Genomic DNA, 20,604 nt, shown 5'->3' with positions numbered 1-20,604 from the left:
GCTCCAGAGATGAACTCTCACCTTGTAGATATTGTTTAGCAATTGAGCATTTCAATGCTCGGTTGTATTTGGACATAAAAAGACCCCCAATAATTGGTGTCCAACTATTGGGGGTCAGTTCATAATTGTATGCTGGCTTTTCTGTTGAGCTAACCAAGTTCAGCTTAGTAAGCCGAGCAGTCATAAAATCTTATTTCTAGTATTCGATTTTTATCTTAGAAGCCGCTTCCACTGCATCTTGAACCGCTTGCTCGATAGTATCACGACGAGTCAAAGTCACGCCCAGCCTGCGACGTCCATCAATATCCGGTTTACCGAAAAGACGCAACTGTGTTTGAGCACTGCTTAATGCATCACCAATGCCACTAAATTGAATGTCGGTAGACGTACCCTGACCAAGGATAACTGCTGAAGCAGACGCGCCATATTGGGTTATGTGATTGATTGGCATGCCTGTAAACGCTCTTACGTGCAATGCGAATTCAGACATCTCCTGCGAGATCAACGTAACCAGCCCAGTATCATGAGGGCGAGGGGAAACTTCGTTAAATATGATGTCGTCGCCTTTTACAAAAAGCTCCACGCCAAAGATTCCGTGCCCACCTAATGCATTGACTACCTTACCTGCAACTTCCTGTGCATTGGCTTTGGCAGTATCCGACATCTGCTGCGGTTGCCACGATTCGCGATAGTCACCATCTTCTTGCCTGTGACCAATGGGTTCGCAGAAATGAATGCCATCGACCGCTCTGACGGTAAGCTGAGTAATTTCGTAATCAAAATCAATGAACCCTTCAACAATCACTCTACCAGCGCCAGCGCGACCGCCCTCCTGAGCATAGTCCCAAGCTTTCTGAATGTCCGATTCGGATTTGATAACACTTTGACCTTTACCAGATGAACTCATAATGGGTTTCACAACACAAGGTGTGCCGACAAATTCAACCGCACTAACAAAATCTGCAAAGTTCTCTGCAAAACGATAAGGCGACGTTTTTACGTGTAATTCTTCAGCCGCTAAACGGCGGATGCCTTCACGGTTCATAGTCAGCTTGGTCGCATTCGCTGTTGGAACAACATTTAACCCCTGTGACTCAAGCTCAACCAGCTTGTCTGTCGCAATGGCTTCTATTTCTGGAACAACAAAATCAGGCTGTTCTTGGGCAATGACATTCGCTAGAGCGTCACCATCAAGCATATCCAGAACGTGAAAACGATGGGAAACTTGCATCGCTGGAGCGTTCGGATAACGATCGCAAGCAATAACCTCTAATCCAAGTCTTTGGCACTCGATGGCCACTTCTTTACCCAGCTCTCCTGATCCTAGTAGAAGAACGCGTGTTGCCTTTTTACCTGTTGCTGTACCAAACATTGTTCAACCTTATCTTGAGTGATCTGAGGCGGATCATACTCATTTTTTGTTGGCGCGCAATCGTTTGCTATGGCTTTGTATTATTCCCAACCAAGTACATTAAGACCTTGTAAACCCAAGGTCTTAATGTGTATGAGTTGTTACGATTTATAGTGAAATGTATTCAAGTGGAATGTCTGGATTTATTGCTTCCAGTGTTGCTTGAGTGTTCGCCAAGTGGCTTGATGTTGCATCACACATTTCGATCAAAACAGCTTCTTCAAGTTGGTCCAATGGAATATCCAACATCATCATCTGAATAATGGCGACTTGCAGAGGAGGAAGGCTAGGGTTGAACGCCGCGTTTTCTGCGTATGCGCCCGTAAATATAACCCCAGACTTGGTGCGTAAAGATACGCCACTTAGGTTATGGGAGTATGGAGCATGGCTTATATTTAGAGCTGCCAACGCACTGATGACGAGATCGTTATCAGAATCGATGGTTTTACCGTGGTCGACTTCAGCCATCAACGCGGCCTCGATTCCAATATCTTGAGGACCAAAGGCTTCCGGCAGATAGTCATGGAGCGTTTTTGCTTTTCGATTTGGAAGTTGTACAGAAAGTTCAGAAGCGGTGTTTAATTCATTCATGAACTGACGACAGTGACCGCAAGGGCTGAAATTCACCGTCACGTCTTTAATCCCACGCTCTTGCATCATCCAAGCACGGGAGATAGCACATTGTTCAGCGTGAATGGTTTGTCCTAGCTGTACATCTAGAAATTCAATATTTGCACCAAAATACAGTCGTCCAGAAACCCCGCGAGCAATAGCGCCAACGTAAAAATTGGATATCGGGGCGTGAGAATACGTTGCAGCGACAGGCAACAGTGCGACCCTTAATTCTTCATCACTCAAGCCAGAAACCGTGAGAAGCTCAGCAAAATCTTTCGGTGATATGGTCGCGTTAAAATCCGGATTAGAAACAATTGCCTCCATCGCAGCCGCGAGTGGAGTCGGTAACTCTTTAATCGCCTTTAACATCTTAGCGTTCATTTCTTGTCCTTTTGGGTGTACGTTCAATTTCATTCTAGAAAATATACACGCCCTAGCAGTGATGTAAATCACACAAATGATTGCAATAGATCATTTGATTACACTATGTGAGTGACATCTAACTTGTAATTGATTACATAGAAATTTCGTGCGACCGACATCAAATTTATTAATAGATTACTTTTTAAGCGGTTATTTGAGCAAAAGTGAGAGCAAGTGAAAATGAATTGGAGTAAGTGGCAGTTAGCGAAAAGGGCGATATAGGGGGAAGTAAGGGGAGATAGGAGGGGAGAGATGGGGAAGGCGTGAAGTTAGGGGCTGATTACCCTAACCACACGACCAACGCAAAAAATGCCGGCGCAAGAATTGACGTGATCACCCCACAAGCGACGAGTGCGAGTGAACTAAATGCCGCGTCTTTTGGGTGTTTCTCTGCGCAAGCAGCGGTTCCAAGGGCATGAGATACAGTACCCATTGTAAGACCTCGTGCTATTGGATGTTTAACACCAATCAAGTTGTAAATCGGATACGCGAAAACCGCCCCAAATACACCAACAAGCAAAACGAGTATAGCGGCAACGGCGGGCTCGCCACCTAAGTAACTGGACACTTCCATGGCGATGGGAGTGGTAACCGATTTACCCAGTAAACTGGCGATAAGGTGCAATTCGGTGCCTAAGTAATAGGCGATCATGGCCGACGAAAACATCGACATGATACTTCCCACTCCGCAAGCCAATAATATGATACGCCAGCGAGCGCGTATTTCTGGTAGCTGTTCGTAAAGAGGGTAAGCAAGGGCAACAACGGCAGGTTGTAGTAAGAAGCTAAACCATTCGTTTTGCGAGTAGTAAGTGTCAAAATCAACATCTAGGAATATAAGTGTCGGGATGATGATTGAAACACTAATAACAAGCGGGTTTGCAATTGGGCTATTGAGTTTTCTTGCAACTGCACGAGCAAAGAAAAAAGCTGCTAAAGTCAGGAGTACCCACATCATTTGGGCTCCTTCAATAGTTTGTCTAATCCAAGTCCGAGTAAAACGAGAACAATGGCTGTGCCGCCAACAGCACTGGCTAATATTGGGAGCGCGTTATCGACAAGCATGTCAAAGTGGTTCATTAACCCAACGCTGATCGGCACAAAGAGCAGCACCATATAGCGAATAAACAGCTGTGAAGTAGGGCGAACCCATTCAACCGGAATGAGCCCAAGTACCAGCAACGTAAAGAGAATCAACATTCCAAAAATGCTGCCGGGTATCGCGAGCCCCAATAAGTGTTGGATAGTCAAACCAACGAGCAGACAAGCCATAATGACAAGAAAGGAAATTACGTAACCAAGAACACGTTGCAACATCAACAAACGAACCTTATGAGACCAGTTTCTCTACGTATTGATATACGGATTTTAACAGCGATACCTTTCTTTCATCACCATCATGTTCGTGAACTAAGTTTTCAAGGTTCTGCATGTAGTCGGGCAAATTACTTTCGAAATAATCTCGACAATGCGCAGCCCATTTAGCTTGCTCTGATTCATCGAGCGTCCATGGGTAGTGCCTAGCACGATAACGGAACAGAAGTGGCGCAATACGTTCATCTTTAACATTGATTTCCATCCCCGCTAATTGCTCTGGGGCTTTTTCTCGAATGATGTCCATGGTGGTTTTGTCTGCCGGAGAAAAGAACCCATTATAAAGCTGAGTATCCACATTTGGATCGACATCGTACTCATCTTTGTTTTGGTATAGCTCGATAAGCTTTTCTCTAATTTCTGGGTGTTGTTTAATGAGAGCCAGATTTTTCAAGCACTGTTCTCTGTCGATTCCGATAAATTGGGCATTTTCTGCTGTTAACGTTTTCGCTGGTGCGAGAACAGGGCATTTATTCAGGTGAACAAGCTTAACGGGAACAGGTAATTGCCCTTCTTCCAGTTGATCTCGGCGTGTGTATAGCCTTGTTCTTAATTCATCGGAACTGAGTTCAATAAGTGGGGTAGGGTCCATTGCAAGGTTAACCATTGCCACGGCGTTTTGATTGGTTGGGTGCCAAGCCAAAGGAACAACCCAAGAGGTATACGCACATTCTGCTCCAAACATGCCAGAAACATGCATTAGAGGTGTCATGTTGACGATGTCGACCAGCTCATTGAGTTTGCGTTTATGGCGCATGCTAAAGAGATAATCAAACAGCTTAGGCTGCGCTTCCTTAACTTTTCTCGCCATTTCAATGGTTGCGATAACATCTGCCATCGCATCGTGGGCATTTTCGTGTTCTATCCCGTTTTCGACAGACAAATGCTCCAGTTTAAAGCTGGTGTACCCATCTTCACGCTTTGGCCAATTGACGCCTTCAGGTCTAAGGGCATGGCAAGCACGCATCACATCGAGCAAATCCCAACGAGAGTTACCATTTTGCCAACTCCATGCGTAAGGGTCGAAGAAATTCCGGTAAAGAGTGTACCTAGAAACTTCATCATCAAATCGAATGCTGTTGTAGCCAAGGCTCGTTGTGTTTGGAGTAGAGAGCTCATCATGAATTTTTCGAATAAATTCAGGTTCAGGAAGCCCTTTAGAGACTGCCGTTTGTGGAGTGATGCCGGTGATAAGCGCCGCTTCTGGAGAGGGGAGGTAATCAGAGGGTGGCTGGCAATAAATAACCAAAGGCTCGCCAATGATATTGAGATCCATATCCGTTCTTACGCCTGCAAATTGACTTGGTCGATCTTTGGCTGGACTGGTTCCCCAGGTTTCGTAATCGAAGAAAAACAGAGAGGGCTGATTATCTTGAGGCATTAATGGTTCCGATTTGTTGTTGCTTACGCATTGTATTTCTTTCTGTATTAGACCATTGCAAGGCGGGCTGGTAAACCAGAACCGCATAATTAGAGCATTTTCACCCTACGATTTGGATTCACGATTAAGAAGAATGAGGATTTCAATCCAATTTCCGGTTAAAGAAGAAACAAAATAGAATGGAAAGACAAAGAAAAGCCCGCATGAATCGGGCTAGAGCAAACATTTGTGTTGTCTCAATAATTGATTGATAGTGACAACGTAACCTGGTACTAAGACCGATGCGGAGGTAGGGTTAGTAGAAACCAGTTGATGTTGTTGGGCATTAAGCGGCTTTCTGATGAGTAATTTTGTTATTTTTAGTTTCGTGTGGGATAAGTGAGTCAGGCGGCTTGCTCAACCGCCTGTAGAAGACTGAAAAAGTGTATTGAAAACTTAAACACTTATTCTGGTTATTTATAAAGTATTCAATAGGTTATCTTTTGTAGTTCGTTATCGAAGAAATGCAGAGAGGGCTGGTTATCTATAGGCATTAGCAATTCCGATTTGTTGTTGCTTACGTGTGGTATTTCTTTTTTTATTCCATTGCAATGCGGCTGGTAAACCAGAGCTGAATAATTAGAGCGTTTTCAGATTCGCGATATAGAAGAAGAAACGGAATGGGGAGATAAAGAAAAGCCCGCATAAAGCGGGCTAGAGCAAAGGGCTCTGAGTCTCAATTAGGGATGAATACAGTTTGTGACTAATTCAAACTGTTTGGTGATGGAGTGAATTGTTGCATAGGGATAAATGTCTAATGTCATCATTATGTTAGGTCTTAAAATCAAATGTTTATGGGTTGTAAATTCAAACCGCTGTCATTTTCTTTTTTAATTCGCAAACAATAAATTGAAAACACTATAGACAAAATAACTTATTGATCATATTTTATCCATAGCGTTTTCGGTTTTGTGGTGATTATGATGAAAATGAAAGAAAAGAAAGCTGAGGTGAGAAGAAAAATCATCAACGCAGCGGTAGAGCTAATGTCGGACGATGGCTTTAAAAATGTGTCGATGCGTAAAATTGCAAAGGCGGCGGAAGTGGGTGATGCCACTATCTACAATTACTTCCCCAATAAAGAAAAAATCCTATATGGGTACTTTGAATGCATCGTGGAAGACACGATAGAGGAATTGAATCAAACCCCCGATTTTCATGAGTACAAGCTAAACGAAAAAGTTCAGCTATTTCTTGAAACCCATTTAAGCCTGCTGCTATCTAATCGCGAGTTTGTGGAAGAAGCATTTGAGCTGGCGTTTCTTTCCCCGTTAGCCAAATTTGGCGCTATGTCCCCAGTTAAAAATCAAATTTCAGAAACATTTGAAGGGTATCTGCATGCTGCTTATGAAAATGAGGAGTTGGTCCCCCAGCCAGGCAGTAGCTTTCTTTCATCTTTATTTTGGGACTACTACGTAGGCGTTCTTGTCTATTGGCTTAAAGACGACTCCGAGGAGTTTACTCAAACCACACAGTTGATTGATTTGAGCCTCGCGCTTGCCATGTCTGTTCTAGAGAGTGGTGTTATGAGTAAAGCGAGCGACATGGTCTCGTTCCTATTCCGACATCACTTATTCTCTGGGTTTGATTATTTAACCAAAGCGATGAATACCGTTCGCACCATTAAGCGGAGGTAACCACATGACAGATATTCCAACAGGAAAATTGAGCCGTAGCTCCGTTGTTGTCGAAGCCGCCGTGAAAGCAGGAGCCAAAAAGCTCACACAGAAAGCCAAGAAATTCGCGGGGTTGGCATCGGCTAGGTCTAGTGAAAACGTAGAGATAGTCGATGAAGAAGTCGCGAAGATACTGTTTGGTGCGTTAACGAAATTACGCGGTACTGGATTGAAAGTGGCGCAAATGCTTTGCATGAATCAGGTCTATATCCCTGAATCGATCAGAAAGGAGCTTTCTAAAGCCTGTTATCAAGTGCCGGGTATAAACAGAGCCTTGGTGAGAAAGGTGATTAAGGACCAATTTGGTGACTATCCGGAAAATATCTTCTCCAGCTTTTCGACCGCTCCTTTTGCGGCTGCTAGCCTTGGGCAAGTGCATCTTGCCTCGGATAAAGAGGGGAATCAGCTTGCGGTGAAAATACAGTACCCTGGGATTGATGAAACGATCCGCTCTGATATGGCTACACTCAAACACCTCATTAAACTTCTGCCTAAGGAATACGATTTTCGCGAGCTTTTGCCTCACATTGAAGCGAGTTTGCTTGAAGAAGTCGACTATTTACATGAATTGGAACAAACACAGGCTTTTTCAACCGACGGCATTGAAGGTTTAGAAACCGCGAAGCCAGTTGAGCATTTGTGTACATCCAAAGTGTTTACCACCCATTATGCTGAAGGCATTCATTTAGATAAGTGGTTGGTATCCGAACCCTCTAAAGCGGATAGGGACGTTGTATGCCAAAAACTGGCGGATTTGTTTATCCATAGTTTAAAGAACGGGCAACGTTTTCATGCCGATCCGAACATTGGCAATTTCCTCATCTCGAAAGATCTTACTGTACACGTGATCGATTTTGGCAGCACCTACCCAATAGAAAGGGAAGTGGCAGATAATTTTCTTCGGTTACTCAAAGCGTACCGTGATAAAGACATCGCCATGGTGAAAACGCTAGGCGCTCATTTTTATGTTCAGAATGCATGCCCAACAGAACTGGATGCGTTTAATGCGTTATTCCCAGATTTTGTTAACTGGAAATCTAAAATTTTCTCGGAGCAAGGGTTCGATTTTGCTGAACATGAACACTATATGGAACAAGGTTTCGAGATCGCATACAAAGCGCATCACAATGAAAAAATGCCGTTCAACCCTAGGGCGGACGTGTTGTTTTATGAGCGAGTTTTGTATGGCTACCTACAAATTTGCCAAGTGGCACAAGCAAAGGTTCGGTTTAGTCTTTAGAAGGGAAAGAATATGAATATTGCAAATTACTGGTGGTTAGGGGCGGGAGTCATGGCTATTTTTTGCGCTTTCGTACATTTAATAGCAGGGCATTACGATCCAGTGCGTCCATTTCTACTTACAGACATGAAAACCAGTGTTAAAAGTACAATGTATGCGTGTTGGCACATGGTGACGATTGTGCTCTTTTCATCCGGTGTCTGGTTAATTTTCTCGGCGTACAAGCCCAACATGGATATTGGCGTTATGTTTATTTCCGTTCAATACATTTTGTTTGCGCTTCTTTTTCTCTGGGTGGCGTGGCGTTTACATTTGCCTAACCTTCTATTTTCTCTTCCTCAATGGATTCTTCTTTTACCAGTGGGTGTTTTGGGATTGATTGGCTAGGGAGGTAAAGGGTTGAGCTAAATGTGTAAATACTAGGCATTAAAAGGCATAAAGCGATAGTGAGATCTCCTTTTGGCGCTAAATTACTGCGTGTTTTGTTAATGTTTATTAACATTGTTGTTTCAGACAATTTATCAATGTCAGGAAGACAATGTGCAATTAGAAAAAACAGTTCAGTGGCTTATTCTGCCGTTTAAATGGCTTTTTAAAGCGCTACTAACAGCACTAAAGGCGATGTTCCGAGTTGTGTTAAGGCTCTTACTAAAAGTATATAAATGGGGGCTGGGGGTTATAAAGGCGTTATGGAACCTCTGGCTTTCCATTGGCCCTAAATGGGTTAGAGTTTCGATATTTTCAATCTTCGTTTTGGCTGTTATCTATTTTCAGGTTAAAGCGTATTTAGCACCTAACTTGACGGTGGAGACCGTGAATGAAGTTCATTATTTGAACAAAGGGTGGACTGAAAATGATAGAGAAACCTATTATTTTACTCCTCAAGGAACGGAACTTCTTGGCTTAGAATACAGTTGGTTAGTGAACCTCGAAATGCCTTTATCGAGAGGGATGCTAGCAAGTACCGATAACATGAGAGGCTGGGGGTTTATCGTGGACCCAGGTCAACAACCTAGTGTCATGAACCCCGGAAATTTACCCATCGGTTTCGGGCGGCACATCGATCCAAAAACGCAGCGTGAAAAACTGGACATTACTTGTGCGGCTTGCCACACTGGTGAGTTGCATTACCAAGGAAAAGCGCTCCGTGTCGATGGTGGACAAGCACTTCACAGCATTTCAAATGTAAAGCAGGGCGAGTTTATCTTGTCTTTGGGCGCTTCTGCCTTTCTTACTTATGCCGACCCTTTTAAGTTTAACCGCTTTGCCGACCGCGTTGTCGGGGAAGATATGGATAAGCGAATGAAGCTAAGAAAGGATCTAAAAGCCTTTCTTGTGAAAGGATATGGTTTTGCTAAAACAGCTGGTAACCCTAAGTTCTATCCCGTTGAAGAAGGCCGAGGAAGAACAGATGCGGTAGGTCGAATCGGGAATGTTGTGTTTGGCTACGACCTAGATGAACCCAGCAACCTACGAATCGCAGATGCCCCCGTAAGTTACCCTTTTCTCTGGGATATGTGGCGATTTGATTGGGTGCAATACACGGGATTTACCAATCAGCCGATGGCTCGAAATATTGGCGAGAGTTTGGGGGTTTTAGCGCCAATCAAATTGGTGAATGACAATGGTGAACTCCTTACATCGGACGAGTTTGGCGAAACGGTCATTGATTTGCCGGGAATGCATTGTATTGAAGGTAAATTAAGAACGCTGGAACCGCCTAGATGGCCTGAAGAGATCCTCGGCGATATCGATATTGCTATGGCGACACAAGGAAAGAATTTGTTTAGTGAGCGCTGTGAGTTTTGCCATGGTCCTCACCGTTCAGAATCTTATCAGTGGCCGGTAGCGTCTCATGAAGGAGCAAATCCAGCTCACCAAAATGATGTGAACTGGCAATGGGATATGGATGGCGATATTACCTATGAAGCGGGCAGAGCGATCCGTCAGGACTGGCGTGAGGTGGTGTGGGCGTTGCCGTGGATTGATACCAAAATCATCGGGACAGATGCAACAGCGGCGAATAACTACATGGATCACAAATACGATGCGAGTAAGATTATACCTGACTCTGCCCCAGTCAATGCGGGAGATGGCTTGCAGATTTTACTGAATCGATTGATTCCGAAACTGTACCAAGACGACCATATTGATAAGTCTCTGATTCCTGAGTACGACGGCTTAAACATCCCTTTCCGAATAGCGAACAAGCGAGCCTATAAATCGAGACCGCTTCATGGTGTTTGGGCAACGCCTCCATTCCTACATAATGGTTCTGTACCTTCTATTTATCACTTACTTTCTCCGCAAAGTGAACGACCTAAAACTTTCTATGTTGGAAATCGAGAGTACGACCCTATTCACCTAGGTTACGTGACAGATATCAAGCAAGGTGCCTTCTTACACGATACAAAAATCGATGGTAATGGCAATAAGGGGCACTTGTTTACCGATGCAGATGTTACTGGTCGGATAGGCACATTACTGAGCGTTAAAGAAAGAATGGAACTGATTGAGTACTTAAAGGTACTTGGAAATCCAGATTATGATCTGGCGTTAGGGGGCGATCCTCAAAATTGGAATCAGTATGTAGAAGCGCCTTATTTCGAGTCTGAACAAAGAGCATGTGAAGCGCGATTCGAATCGGCTAAAAGCCATCCTTTGGAGGTGCACTAAATGGTTAAATTAACGTCAATTTACTTAGGTGTGGCGGCGGCTTTGGTCTCTTATTCCTCTTTTTCGATGGATGAATTGTCGGCTGAAATGGGCATGTCGCAACCTGAATTCGATGCGGTGCAATCCTCAATCATAAGTGCGCGCGAAATTTCGCGCCGTGCAGAAGAGTATAACGGAAGGCCGTACAGGCGAGATGCTCACGCGAAAGCGACGGGGTGTGTGCGAGCCACATTTACTGTGAACCCAGATATTCCAGAAAGATTCCAGCAAAGCTTGTTTAGCAAGGTAGGGCACGAGTACCCAAGCTGGATCCGTTTTTCTAACGGTGACATGCTCGTTCAGGCTGATAAAAAGGGCGATGCTAGAGGCATGGCAATCAAAGTCATGAATGTAGAAGGGGACCCAATAGCCCCCGAGTTGGGACATTCTGGGAATCAAGATTTTATCATGACCAACGTCCCTGCTTTTTTTAACCGCAATATTTTTGATTACGCAGAGGACATGCTCTTTTTAGCGAAGTTTGAGCGCACGAAGTGGTTTATCAGTATCTTTCCCCCTAGGTTTCATCCCAAACAGTTTTATCGCGCCGTTCAAACCGTGACTACGGTAATTAACACCCCGTTAGACGCTCAGTATTTCTCTATGCTTCCTTACCAACTGGGAAGTAATGCGATCAAGTTTTCTACAAGACCGTGTAAAGGAATGGAGTTTCCATCAAAGGTGGATAAATCGCCTGAAAACTATTTGAACACTCAACTCCAAAATCAACTTTTAAATGGAGACGCGTGCTTTGAATTTATGGTGCAAGAAAAGCTTACTGGTCACTACATGCCGATTGATGATGCGACGGTAATTTGGTCTGAGAAGGCATCTCCTTTTATCCCAATTGCAACGGTTTATATTCCGCCTCAGTTGATAAACAGCCCTGAGCAATCTGAATTTTGTGAAAACGTTTCTATGAATCCATGGAGAGCTGTGGGCGAATGGGAGCCCCTAGGAAGTTTAAACAAGGCACGAAGATTGGTTTACAAAGCGGTTTCTGACTACCGTCATATGATGAACAAGGCGACCGTGCCAGAACCCACATCGTGGTGCTTGAAAGAAAATCAAACCGAAAAATGTAAAATGGAAAGAATCATATCGTCAAAGCCAGACTGGTCTTGGAAGCGAGATTTTGACTACCTCGCCAAGCCATTGGATGGAAATAAAGATTTTTATTAGAGAGACGAGTAATTCAACCTGAGGATAAAAAAATAGCCCCTACGCATTTGATATGTGTAGGGCTTGGACATTTGTAGAGGATTGATCGTTTAGTAAGGTTAGATGAACAGGCTCTAATCAACGACGACCTTATTCCTTCCTGAGTATTTCGCCCTGTACAACGCCTTATCTGCATTTGTAATCAGTTGATCGATGTGTTTTTCGTTATCCAAAACAGAAATACCGACGCTGGTGGTAAAGCGAACTTGTCTTTCACCATTGTCTATGGATATGTTTTCAATCGTACTACGCAGAAACTCTGAAATGTCCATCGCCATCATTTGATCGCCATGGAATACCATGCAAAACTCTTCGCCGCCCAATCGACCAAAAATGGCGTTGTCGGGAATATTGCCTGAAATTGTGCTGGCAAAAAGCTTGAGTGCTTTATCTCCGGTAGAGTGACCAAAGCGATCGTTGATTTCTTTGAAGTGGTCTAAATCAAACATGACGACTGCCAAAGGTTTCGTTTCTAGCATGCTTCGATCAAATGATTCTTCTGCGAGTTTCATAAAGCTACGACGGTTACTAATACCTGTAAGAGGGTCGGTTCTTGCCTCAATTTCTGCTCTTTGTTTTTCCTGCTCTAATGCTTGCGTTCGCTCAGAAACCAGCATTTCAAGTTCATATTTAGCACGCTCTAACTGACGACGATACAGAGTTTCAGCGTTGTCTTTCCGTTTACGGAGTTGTAGCAAGCGAATACCCATCGCAACTAGGATTACCCCCATTTCACTGAAAGAGGCAATCACTGGCCAATAGTACGTCGCAAAATTATGTTCTACGTACCCTAAATCTCTCATTGCCTGAGCAAAAAGCCCTGCAACTAAAATACCCCAAGCAACGGTGTAGATGGCTGAGACTAGAGACCCTTGGATCCAGCGGATAATGCCGGCAACAGCCATAAAAGGGTAGAGCAGTAATGCGATAGTAATGAGCACGACAGAGTAGGTCGTTTCTCTAAATAATGCCGCTAAAGCCAGTAGGAAGGCATTCAAAATCATAAAACGAAGTACCCAATCCAGCTTTGGGGTCTTCTCTTTTGTTTGAAGCATCGAACGGACAAAGATAATGCCAGTCATGATCGAAATTGCACCACCTAACGACATCAAGCTCCAATGGAAATTGTCTCGCAAGATGAACATGTGGGTAAAGCCCAAAATGGTAGGCCAAGTGAGTATTTTGGCTATGGCATAGATACCATACGCCATGTAGACCCTGTCGCCAGAGGCTCCGCCAACTACAAATGACGTCAATGCCATAAGAAGTAGGCTACCAATACCAACCGAAATAAGCGCAATCTCAACTGTTTGGCTGTAATTTAAGTTCTTTTGAGACCAAATACGCATGTCTGGAAAAACATACCCTTGACCATCGGATCCGTAACGGAACATATACTGATATGTTTGATTAGGTTCCAAAGTGACAGGAACGACAAACCTCAGGTGAGGCACTAATCTTTCAGAAAATGAGTTGCCTAAAAACTGGTTCGCAATCATGGAATAATGATTACTTGAAACGGAACGTTGGTAAGCCTCTAAGTAGATGAGTTGGTGGTCGATATATTCTAAATTGAGAGTGATTTTTTCGTCACTTGTATTGGTTAGCGCAAAAATACTCCAAAAGGCACCTGGCTGTAACCCAGTGGAGCCTTTAGTACTGAGAGGTTTGAACTCTTGATTTTCAAAAGATTGAATAGCGTCTTGAATATCAGCTTTACCAGATGGATCGTGCCAAAGAAGGTATCGTCCCGTTAGGCGCTTGCCGTTTTCTTCCCCTGTGACTTCGATAGGGAACACAGATGCCGATGCACCAGCTGAAAGTAATAATTGCAACATAGCTATTGCAAAGATGCTTAAAAAGCGAGCTAACATCCTTGGTTTTATATTTGTCATTGAAATGCAATAGCACGTAACAAGTGCTTTCCTCGTCCCATAATTCGCTTAGAAAAACAACACAACATTATTGAGTTTTATTGTACTACGTTATGTCGCTAAATTTTATTGATAGTTATAATAATATTGAATTATCTACAAAGTCATAAAAAATTACTCTACTAGCTCAAGAATAGTTTACTAGATCATCAGTAAGATATATTGATCTTAAAAATGATACAAACAAAATGAGCAATTACATACTAAAGACATCCTGTTTCTAAGGATAGGACTTAACTTTAGTCGATAATATTGCAGAAAGAATGACAAATTGCAGTTCTGAGGATTTTGAAAGGTCAAATTTTTGAACTGATACTGGTGAACAACAAGATTTTGACGCTGGTTTATAAAAAACAGCCTTTTTCCTGATAATTTCGCGGAGAATATTGAGCTATTTCTTAGTTGTTTTTGTGGATGAAATTTGTAATGAATTAAGAGCTTAAGAAAAGTGAGCCAGATTTATCATCTGGCTCATATACTTTGGTGTGAAAGCAAGTAAATCCTAGTGGTTTCTACCTAAATTGAGTGCAACGACATCGCCTCTATCCAACTTAAGGTGCAGCTGATTGAGTGACGATTCTATGTCGAATGCACCAACAGTTAATCGATTTGAAGGTGATACCTGACTAAATAGAGCATGATAGTTAACACGTTTAACCGAAGACAGGTTTAACCATTGCTTCGCGTTTACCCTATCCGCAAATTCTGATGCATCACTAGGAACCACTTCTCTTGGTAACAACAGAAAGTGATTTCCGTATCTATCCGTCACTAATGTGTTGGCTTGCTTCGCTTCGTTGATTAATTTGAATAAGTTTTCCAAAATTAGCCACCTTGCTTAGACTGCTCAACTTTCTGCAACAATTCATTGGCTTTTTTCATTGCGGCTCTTGCTTGCGATGCCTTTCTTTTATTCAGTAACAAGTCAGACAATTCCAAGTAGCGATTCGCTGTATCGGATCTTAACTTAGCAACATCTCTAAAGTCACTAGGCACTTTCGTTGCGAAATTATCGATGTTTCCGACTAGGCTATCCAGTTCTTTAATTGTATTTGAAGTATCGAGTGTCGAGCGCAATGTACTCAATTCTTCTACGTATAAAACGCGAGCCGCTTCATATGGATATGGTAATGCATTGCCAGAATCCAAACTCAGTTGATAGGCACTTAAAGCTTCGATAGCAGTAGACATTTCGTTGCCTTTTTGAAGCAATGCTTTATGGGTTTCAACACTTTCAAAAAGAGTGTTACCAACCGCGATTAGTTCAGAAAGGGTGACGGTATCTTTGTCTCTAAGAGCGGTCTCAAACTTTGTACCGTAAACGTCATTAGCCAATGAAGATGGTTTGAACTGGTAATCTGAATTGATGGTTTGCAGATCAAGGTACAATGTGAAAACATTATCCTTTTTGTCAGCTTTACTATAACGACCTTTTTCAAGGTGAGTATTAATACGTTGTGCTAATACAGATAAAGTAGATAGCTTGCTCGAACGAATGTCAGCGACAATAGTTTCCAATTCGTGAGAATCTGGGTAGTACTTTTTAGCTTCTACCAAAACCTTTTCAATAGAGTAGTAGTTCGGGTACGAGCTTTCTCTGTCGTTTAATATTTCGTCAATCTGAGTTTCAAATTCAGAGATAATAGCGTCTTTATGATGTCGTAAAAGCCCTTGCGAGATTACGTCATGATGGCTTGGTTTACTGTCTATTAGTTGTATTACTTCGCTATGCGATGTCTCAAGAAGGTTCTCTTGGTTTTGGATACTCATTTCTAACTGATTAATACGAGCTTTATGAAGATCGATTTCAGTTGTCATTTGACCGTAACCGTAGCCCAACAATCCAACTAGTCCAATAATTGCCACTCCTGCTGCAATTGCCGGAGTGTGATTTTTATGTAAATAGCTCTTAACTTTCTCAGCGGAGTCGAGCTTTGGCGCGCTCTCTAGATCAAGGTAATCGTTGATCGCTTTCCACTTGGTGGCTGGCATGTTGTCTGGTTTTTTTGCTTTTAAATTTTCTTTCAAAGCAACATTTGCCGGTTTACGTCCATAAGGATGTTTACAACTTAGAAGTTCGTAGGCAATACAGGCAAAAGCGAAAAGATCATCGGTATGCTTGGGATCTTTACCATCAATGAGATTGATTGAGGCATAGTTAGGCGTGTATCCGCCGACATTATCGTTAGTCTCTTTACGAGCTGCAGCGTATTGGTCTTGCTTTAGTTTAAAAGTTTTGGATACACCAAAATCAAATATTTTTATCTGACCATCAGAGTTAAGCATGATGTTTGCTGGTTTCAAGTCGGCATGCACGATGTCTTGATGATGCGCGTAATGAAGTGCATCTAAAATTTGATCTAATAACGCAAGCGCCTTTCCATATTGTAAACCTGATGGGCGGGAGCGCTGAATAAGCTGCTCTAATGTTTCCCCATCAAGGTACTCCATCACGAGATAGTAAATTTGTTGATCGACACCAAAATCAAACACTCGGATGATATTGGGATGGCTTAGCTTCTGCGTATTTTGCGCTTCGCGAATCAGCATTCGAGCTGTTTCCGGTTGGCTTGTGTACTCTTTTTGTAAAATCTTCAAAGCTACATAAGGAGATTCGGAGCCTGAAGATTCCAACACCTTATCCTTGGCACGGTACACATCACACAATCCGCCATGACCAATTAAGGCTTCTAGTTTATAACGCCCCTTAACAAGAGTACCTACTAGGCTTTCAGCATTTGAAACATTTTGAGTATTTGTTGCCTTAGTTTGTGGAGGCTTGGTCGGTGATTTTGAAGACACTGGACTCGCTGTTACGTCTTTATCGGTTGACTTAGCGACGGCAGGAGTAGTCTTTGTTTCAGAAGGCTTGGGTGTTGGTTCTACCTTGCTTTTCGGATCCGGTTTGCTTGGCGTTTTAGAAGGTTCTTTCGCTTTTGGCGAAGGAGCATTAGGTTTACGATCCATCTTAACAATTTGAGTGCGATCACCATCTTGTGGTTTTGTCGGCTCTTTAGGGGGAAGTTTATCTTTTGACATCTAGCGAACTCCAAGTTGAATGTCAGTAAGGTTAGGCACCCAGAATTTCGAAACAATTACTACGAACGAAAGTTTCGGCTTAGATAACAGTCAAAAGAAATTTGGTGAAGAAAATATTTTTCAAAATTTGAACTGCGCTGTATAAATCATTTTTCGTTGCAAAATATATTTCAAATTAATAGTTATTTTAATCATAGTTCAGGCTAATTTAATTGGCATGTTATTGTTATATCTATCATTGATAATGAGAGTAACTGTTTATTCTTTTTTATAAAACTAAAATTTATAGAATGTTGGTTTGAGGTTATTATGGGAATAGTGCTGTCTATAAACAGCTTTCATAAATTCACATCTGAAATACAGAGCGAATTTGAATTTAGTGATAATAATGTCAAAGATTCAATTAAGCTCGGGCGAGCAGAAAGTTGTGATTGGACATTACCCGACCCAGAAAGAGTGGTTTCTAGTGTTCACGCTGAATTAATTAAATTTGGTGAGGACTATTTAATAAGAGATTTATCAACAAATGGCTTATTTATTAATAGGTCAGTAACCCCAGTTGGTAGTGGTAATGAAATAAAACTTAATGACAATGACATCATTACGTTTGGTGAATATGAAATATTAGTGGAACTTAAATCCAGCTCGCAAGATACTCTTCATTTTCATAATGACACCGATAGCCATGATATTTTTGGTCAATCAGACATAAACAGTTTTGATCAATCAAAACCATTCGAGCCCGAAACTACAAATAATAAATTTCAAGATGACTTTGTAAATGGCTTGTCTAATGAGCCAGTTTTCGAAAGTGATATTGGTCTTACGGATGATTTCTTCAATTTGTCTGAAACACACGTAACCAGTGAGTTAGTGGGAGAAACACCCGTAGCTGAAAATGTGCAGCAGACAACGCAAGCTCGCTCATCTCTTCAGGGCTCCCCTGTACTGAACAAGGCCGCTGAAAAAGAAGAGGCGGTATTACACGCTCCCTCAGAACCACTGCCTGTCTCTCCAACCCAAAGAGAAGAAATTGAGCGACCAATGCCTGGCAGAACAGCTCCTCGCCCAAATCAAACTCAAAGAACATCAGACTCGTCACCTCAAGTAAACACGCAAAATAATCCTAATGAACTGGATGCGTTTTTAAGTGGTCTTGGCATCTCTCGAAATATGGTTCCAACTCAACATTCTGATGAGTGGTTTAAACAGTTGGGTGAGTCATTTTCACTGCTATTAGGTGGTTTAATGGACACACTTCATCACCGTGCTGAATTTAAGCAAACTAACCGATTAAACCATACTGCATTTCAGCGTCATGAAAATAACCCACTTAAGTTTTCCGCAAATTTAGAAGATGCAATTCATAATTTATATAATCGGAACTCTTCGAGTTTTCTTGGACCGCAAAATGCAATTCAAGAAGCGTTTGATGACATAGAAAAACACGAGAAAGCGTTAATGCAAGGGGTAGATGGCGCAGTTAAAGGCGTTATGGGGTTGCTAAATCCAGATTATATTTCATCTATGAATGTCGGTGATGGCGTATTGGAAAAAATAATTCCAGGAAAGACTCAAGCGAATTTTTGGAAGAATTACGAGAAACAGTATTTAGATCTAACAAATGAGCTGGAAGGAAATTCAATTCCATTTTATTTAGAAGACTTTGCGAAATCATACGAAATGGCTTTGAAAAAAGGGTGAGGACATGAACATTAAAACAAAACTATCAATAACAGGTTTATTTTTTGCATTTTTGCTTACAGGTTGCTCGGTAGCAAATTACGTTGTTCCTGCTTATGCAACGTTAGAGTTTGAAGTAAGCAATAAAGCGAACCCAGATCTGAATGGGCGTCCTTCTCCAGTTGTTATTCATGTGTATGAGTTGACTTCAAATACACTTTTTGAAAGCCAAGATTTCTTTTCTCTTTACGAAGAGCCTGAAGTTGTGCTTGGTCCTGATTTAATTAACAAGCAAGAATTTACTTTTGCACCAGGAAGCGTTGAGCAATACGAAGTTAGCATGAACGCTGAAGTTGAATACGTAGGTGTCATTGCGGCATACCGTGATATTGAAAATGCAAACTGGCGTAAGATTATCCCTGTTGATAAGACGGGATACGACAAACACAAATTAATAATTGGTGAACTTTCAATCGCTGTCGAGTAATTTCTGAAGTACAAATAGGTTTTCTAATTTAATGAGTGATTTTTCTCCCATCGCGTGGTGTGAGGGCATGTTTTTGCGCCCTCAACACTTCCAACAGCAAGAACGAGCCATCAATTTTGAGGCGAAAGAAATTCAACAATTGCTTTCCCCTTACTCTTGGGGGGTCTCTTCTATAAAATTTAATCATGCCTTATTGAAAGAAGGTCAACTTCATTTAGAGCACTGTCAGGCTATCATGCAAGACATGACTTTAGTGAACGTTCCGGTTAAGGATAATTCACCTAATCCGTTAAACGTAGAGCAAGAAGCGAAGGATGTCTTTATTGTACTTGCAATCCCAGCGGATAAGGTACGCGGACAAAACATTGCTTCTGATGCCGAGGAGTTGGTCACACGTTATATTTATGCGGATCAGTCGGTTACCGATGTCGTCACAGGGCAAGATGAAGAAATCTTGCAGCTTGCATCGTTGCGTATCCAGTTAAAAGTCACTAACGATAAGCTACCTGGTTATCATTCCATCCGGGTTGCAAAGATCAAGGAAGTAACGACGGAAGGAGCTATTGTTCTCGATCAGGATTTTATTCCGCCTTCTTTGAATGCGAATAAAAACGAGACAATTCATAAATATCTAAACAATATTGTCGCGATGATAAAGATACGAGCAGATGCTTTAGCCCAGAGATTAGGGCAAGGTAAATCGGCATCGGCATCTGCGGTTGATTTTGTCATGTTACAAATGCTAAATCGCCACGAAACAACATTACGCCATTTCAGCCAGTGTGCAGATTTGCATCCTTTTCAATTGACGACCGCGTTGTATGGCTTGATTGGAGAACTCGCTACATTTTCCACCAAATCAAAACGCCCTCCAGTATTACCTAAGTACAAACATGGTGATATGGCGGAGCTCTTCCATGTGGTTCACCAAATGCTCAGCCAGTACTTAAGTGTAGTACTTGAGCAAACAGCAACTAAATTACCACTTGAAATCAGGCAATATGGAATCCGTGTATCCAGTATTCCAGATAAAAACATCTTGTCTAAGTGTCAGTTTGTTTTGGCGATAAAAGCGGATGTTGCAAGTGAAGAATTACGAGCAAAACTACCATCGCAAATTAAGTTGGGTCCTGTTGAGAATATTCGAGATCTCATCAACAACCAGCTTCATGGTATAGCCATTTCACCATTAACCGTCGTGCCTAGGCAAATTCCTTATCAAGCAGGGTATCAGTATTTTGAAGTGACCAAGAAAGGTCCTTACTGGCAACGCCTAAAAGAAAGCGGTGGTCTTGCTATTCATATATCTGGCAACTATCCAGGTATTGATATCGAGTTATGGACAATTAACCAATAAAGTTGAAGT

At 42.2% G+C, this 20,604-nt stretch carries 16 protein-coding genes and 1 pseudogene; 8 read left to right on the top strand and 9 right to left on the bottom strand.

Annotation, left to right across the window (positions count from 1 at the left end):
- The 6 genes and pseudogenes from VPNCDNU1_RS29070 to sbcB form a co-directional block, all read right to left on the bottom strand.
- A pseudogene (locus tag VPNCDNU1_RS29070) lies at positions 1–184 on the bottom strand (hypothetical protein); the annotation flags it as partial.
- A gap of 12 nt (positions 185–196) precedes the next feature.
- Entirely contained in the window at positions 197–1,372 is a 1,176-nt protein-coding gene (purT, locus tag VPNCDNU1_RS07840; RefSeq protein WP_104399854.1) for a formate-dependent phosphoribosylglycinamide formyltransferase, read from the bottom strand.
- A gap of 147 nt (positions 1,373–1,519) precedes the next feature.
- Positions 1,520–2,407 carry a cytidine deaminase gene (gene cdd / locus VPNCDNU1_RS07835; RefSeq protein ID WP_104399853.1) on the bottom strand — a complete coding sequence of 296 codons (888 nt, stop codon included), beginning with the start codon at positions 2,405–2,407 and terminating at the stop codon, positions 1,520–1,522.
- 322 nt (positions 2,408–2,729) lie between these two features.
- Positions 2,730–3,404, bottom strand: a complete 675-nt coding sequence (locus VPNCDNU1_RS07830; protein WP_104399868.1) for an LrgB family protein — start codon at positions 3,402–3,404, stop codon at positions 2,730–2,732.
- Positions 3,404–3,766 carry a CidA/LrgA family protein gene (locus VPNCDNU1_RS07825; protein ID WP_101115362.1) on the bottom strand — a complete coding sequence of 121 codons (363 nt, stop codon included), beginning with the start codon at positions 3,764–3,766 and terminating at the stop codon, positions 3,404–3,406. Before VPNCDNU1_RS07825 ends, VPNCDNU1_RS07830 begins: the two co-directional genes overlap by 1 nt.
- 13 nt (positions 3,767–3,779) lie before the next feature.
- Complete coding sequence (gene sbcB, locus VPNCDNU1_RS07820; protein ID WP_104399852.1) at positions 3,780–5,204, bottom strand: exodeoxyribonuclease I; 1,425 nt, start codon at positions 5,202–5,204, stop codon at positions 3,780–3,782.
- Positions 5,205–6,163: 959 nt separating this feature from the next.
- On the opposite strand from sbcB, the gene VPNCDNU1_RS07815 reads away from it, so the two are divergent.
- From VPNCDNU1_RS07815 to VPNCDNU1_RS07795, 5 genes are all read left to right on the top strand, one after another.
- On the top strand, positions 6,164–6,880 hold the full coding sequence (locus VPNCDNU1_RS07815; RefSeq protein WP_104399851.1) for a TetR/AcrR family transcriptional regulator: 717 nt from the start codon (positions 6,164–6,166) through the stop codon (positions 6,878–6,880).
- A gap of 4 nt (positions 6,881–6,884) precedes the next feature.
- A complete protein-coding gene (locus tag VPNCDNU1_RS07810; RefSeq protein WP_104399850.1) occupies positions 6,885–8,159 on the top strand; it encodes an ABC1 kinase family protein in 1,275 nt (424 codons plus the stop codon).
- Positions 8,160–8,171: 12 nt separating this feature from the next.
- Entirely contained in the window at positions 8,172–8,546 is a 375-nt protein-coding gene (locus VPNCDNU1_RS07805) for a hypothetical protein (RefSeq protein WP_104399849.1), read from the top strand.
- A gap of 153 nt (positions 8,547–8,699) precedes the next feature.
- Entirely contained in the window at positions 8,700–10,835 is a 2,136-nt protein-coding gene (locus VPNCDNU1_RS07800; protein WP_104399848.1) for a di-heme-cytochrome C peroxidase, read from the top strand.
- The gene (locus VPNCDNU1_RS07795) at positions 10,836–12,056 is read left to right on the top strand and encodes a catalase family protein (protein WP_104399847.1); all 1,221 of its coding nucleotides are present in this window, start codon (positions 10,836–10,838) and stop codon (positions 12,054–12,056) included.
- 113 nt (positions 12,057–12,169) lie between these two features.
- Here the strand turns inward: VPNCDNU1_RS07795 and VPNCDNU1_RS07790 are convergent, their stop codons facing one another.
- The 3 genes from VPNCDNU1_RS07790 to VPNCDNU1_RS07780 form a co-directional block, all read right to left on the bottom strand.
- Positions 12,170–13,933: a sensor domain-containing diguanylate cyclase gene (locus tag VPNCDNU1_RS07790; protein WP_237324102.1), complete on the bottom strand. Its 1,764-nt coding sequence runs from the start codon at positions 13,931–13,933 to the stop codon at positions 12,170–12,172.
- A 598-nt stretch (positions 13,934–14,531) separates the two neighbouring features.
- A complete protein-coding gene (locus tag VPNCDNU1_RS07785; RefSeq protein ID WP_104399846.1) occupies positions 14,532–14,852 on the bottom strand; it encodes a hypothetical protein in 321 nt (106 codons plus the stop codon).
- A gap of 2 nt (positions 14,853–14,854) precedes the next feature.
- Entirely contained in the window at positions 14,855–17,068 is a 2,214-nt protein-coding gene (locus tag VPNCDNU1_RS07780) for a serine/threonine-protein kinase (RefSeq protein WP_104399845.1), read from the bottom strand.
- A 309-nt stretch (positions 17,069–17,377) separates the two neighbouring features.
- On the opposite strand from VPNCDNU1_RS07780, the gene tagH reads away from it, so the two are divergent.
- The 3 genes from tagH to tssK are packed head-to-tail and all read left to right on the top strand — an operon-like array spanning position 17,378 to position 20,595.
- Complete coding sequence (gene tagH, locus VPNCDNU1_RS07775) at positions 17,378–18,772, top strand: type VI secretion system-associated FHA domain protein TagH (RefSeq protein WP_104399844.1); 1,395 nt, start codon at positions 17,378–17,380, stop codon at positions 18,770–18,772.
- Positions 18,773–18,776: 4 nt separating this feature from the next.
- Entirely contained in the window at positions 18,777–19,238 is a 462-nt protein-coding gene (tssJ, locus tag VPNCDNU1_RS07770) for a type VI secretion system lipoprotein TssJ (RefSeq protein WP_104399843.1), read from the top strand.
- Between the two features lie 31 nt (positions 19,239–19,269).
- Positions 19,270–20,595, top strand: coding sequence for a type VI secretion system baseplate subunit TssK (gene tssK / locus VPNCDNU1_RS07765; protein ID WP_104399842.1), 1,326 nt, complete (start codon positions 19,270–19,272; stop codon positions 20,593–20,595).
- Positions 20,596–20,604 lie beyond the last annotated feature (9 nt).

The organism is Vibrio penaeicida (assembly GCF_002933855.1).
GTDB classification, from domain to species: domain Bacteria; phylum Pseudomonadota; class Gammaproteobacteria; order Enterobacterales; family Vibrionaceae; genus Vibrio; species Vibrio penaeicida_A.
Note: the sequence above shows the minus strand (reverse complement) of the source record. Positions and strands in the feature narration are given on the sequence as shown.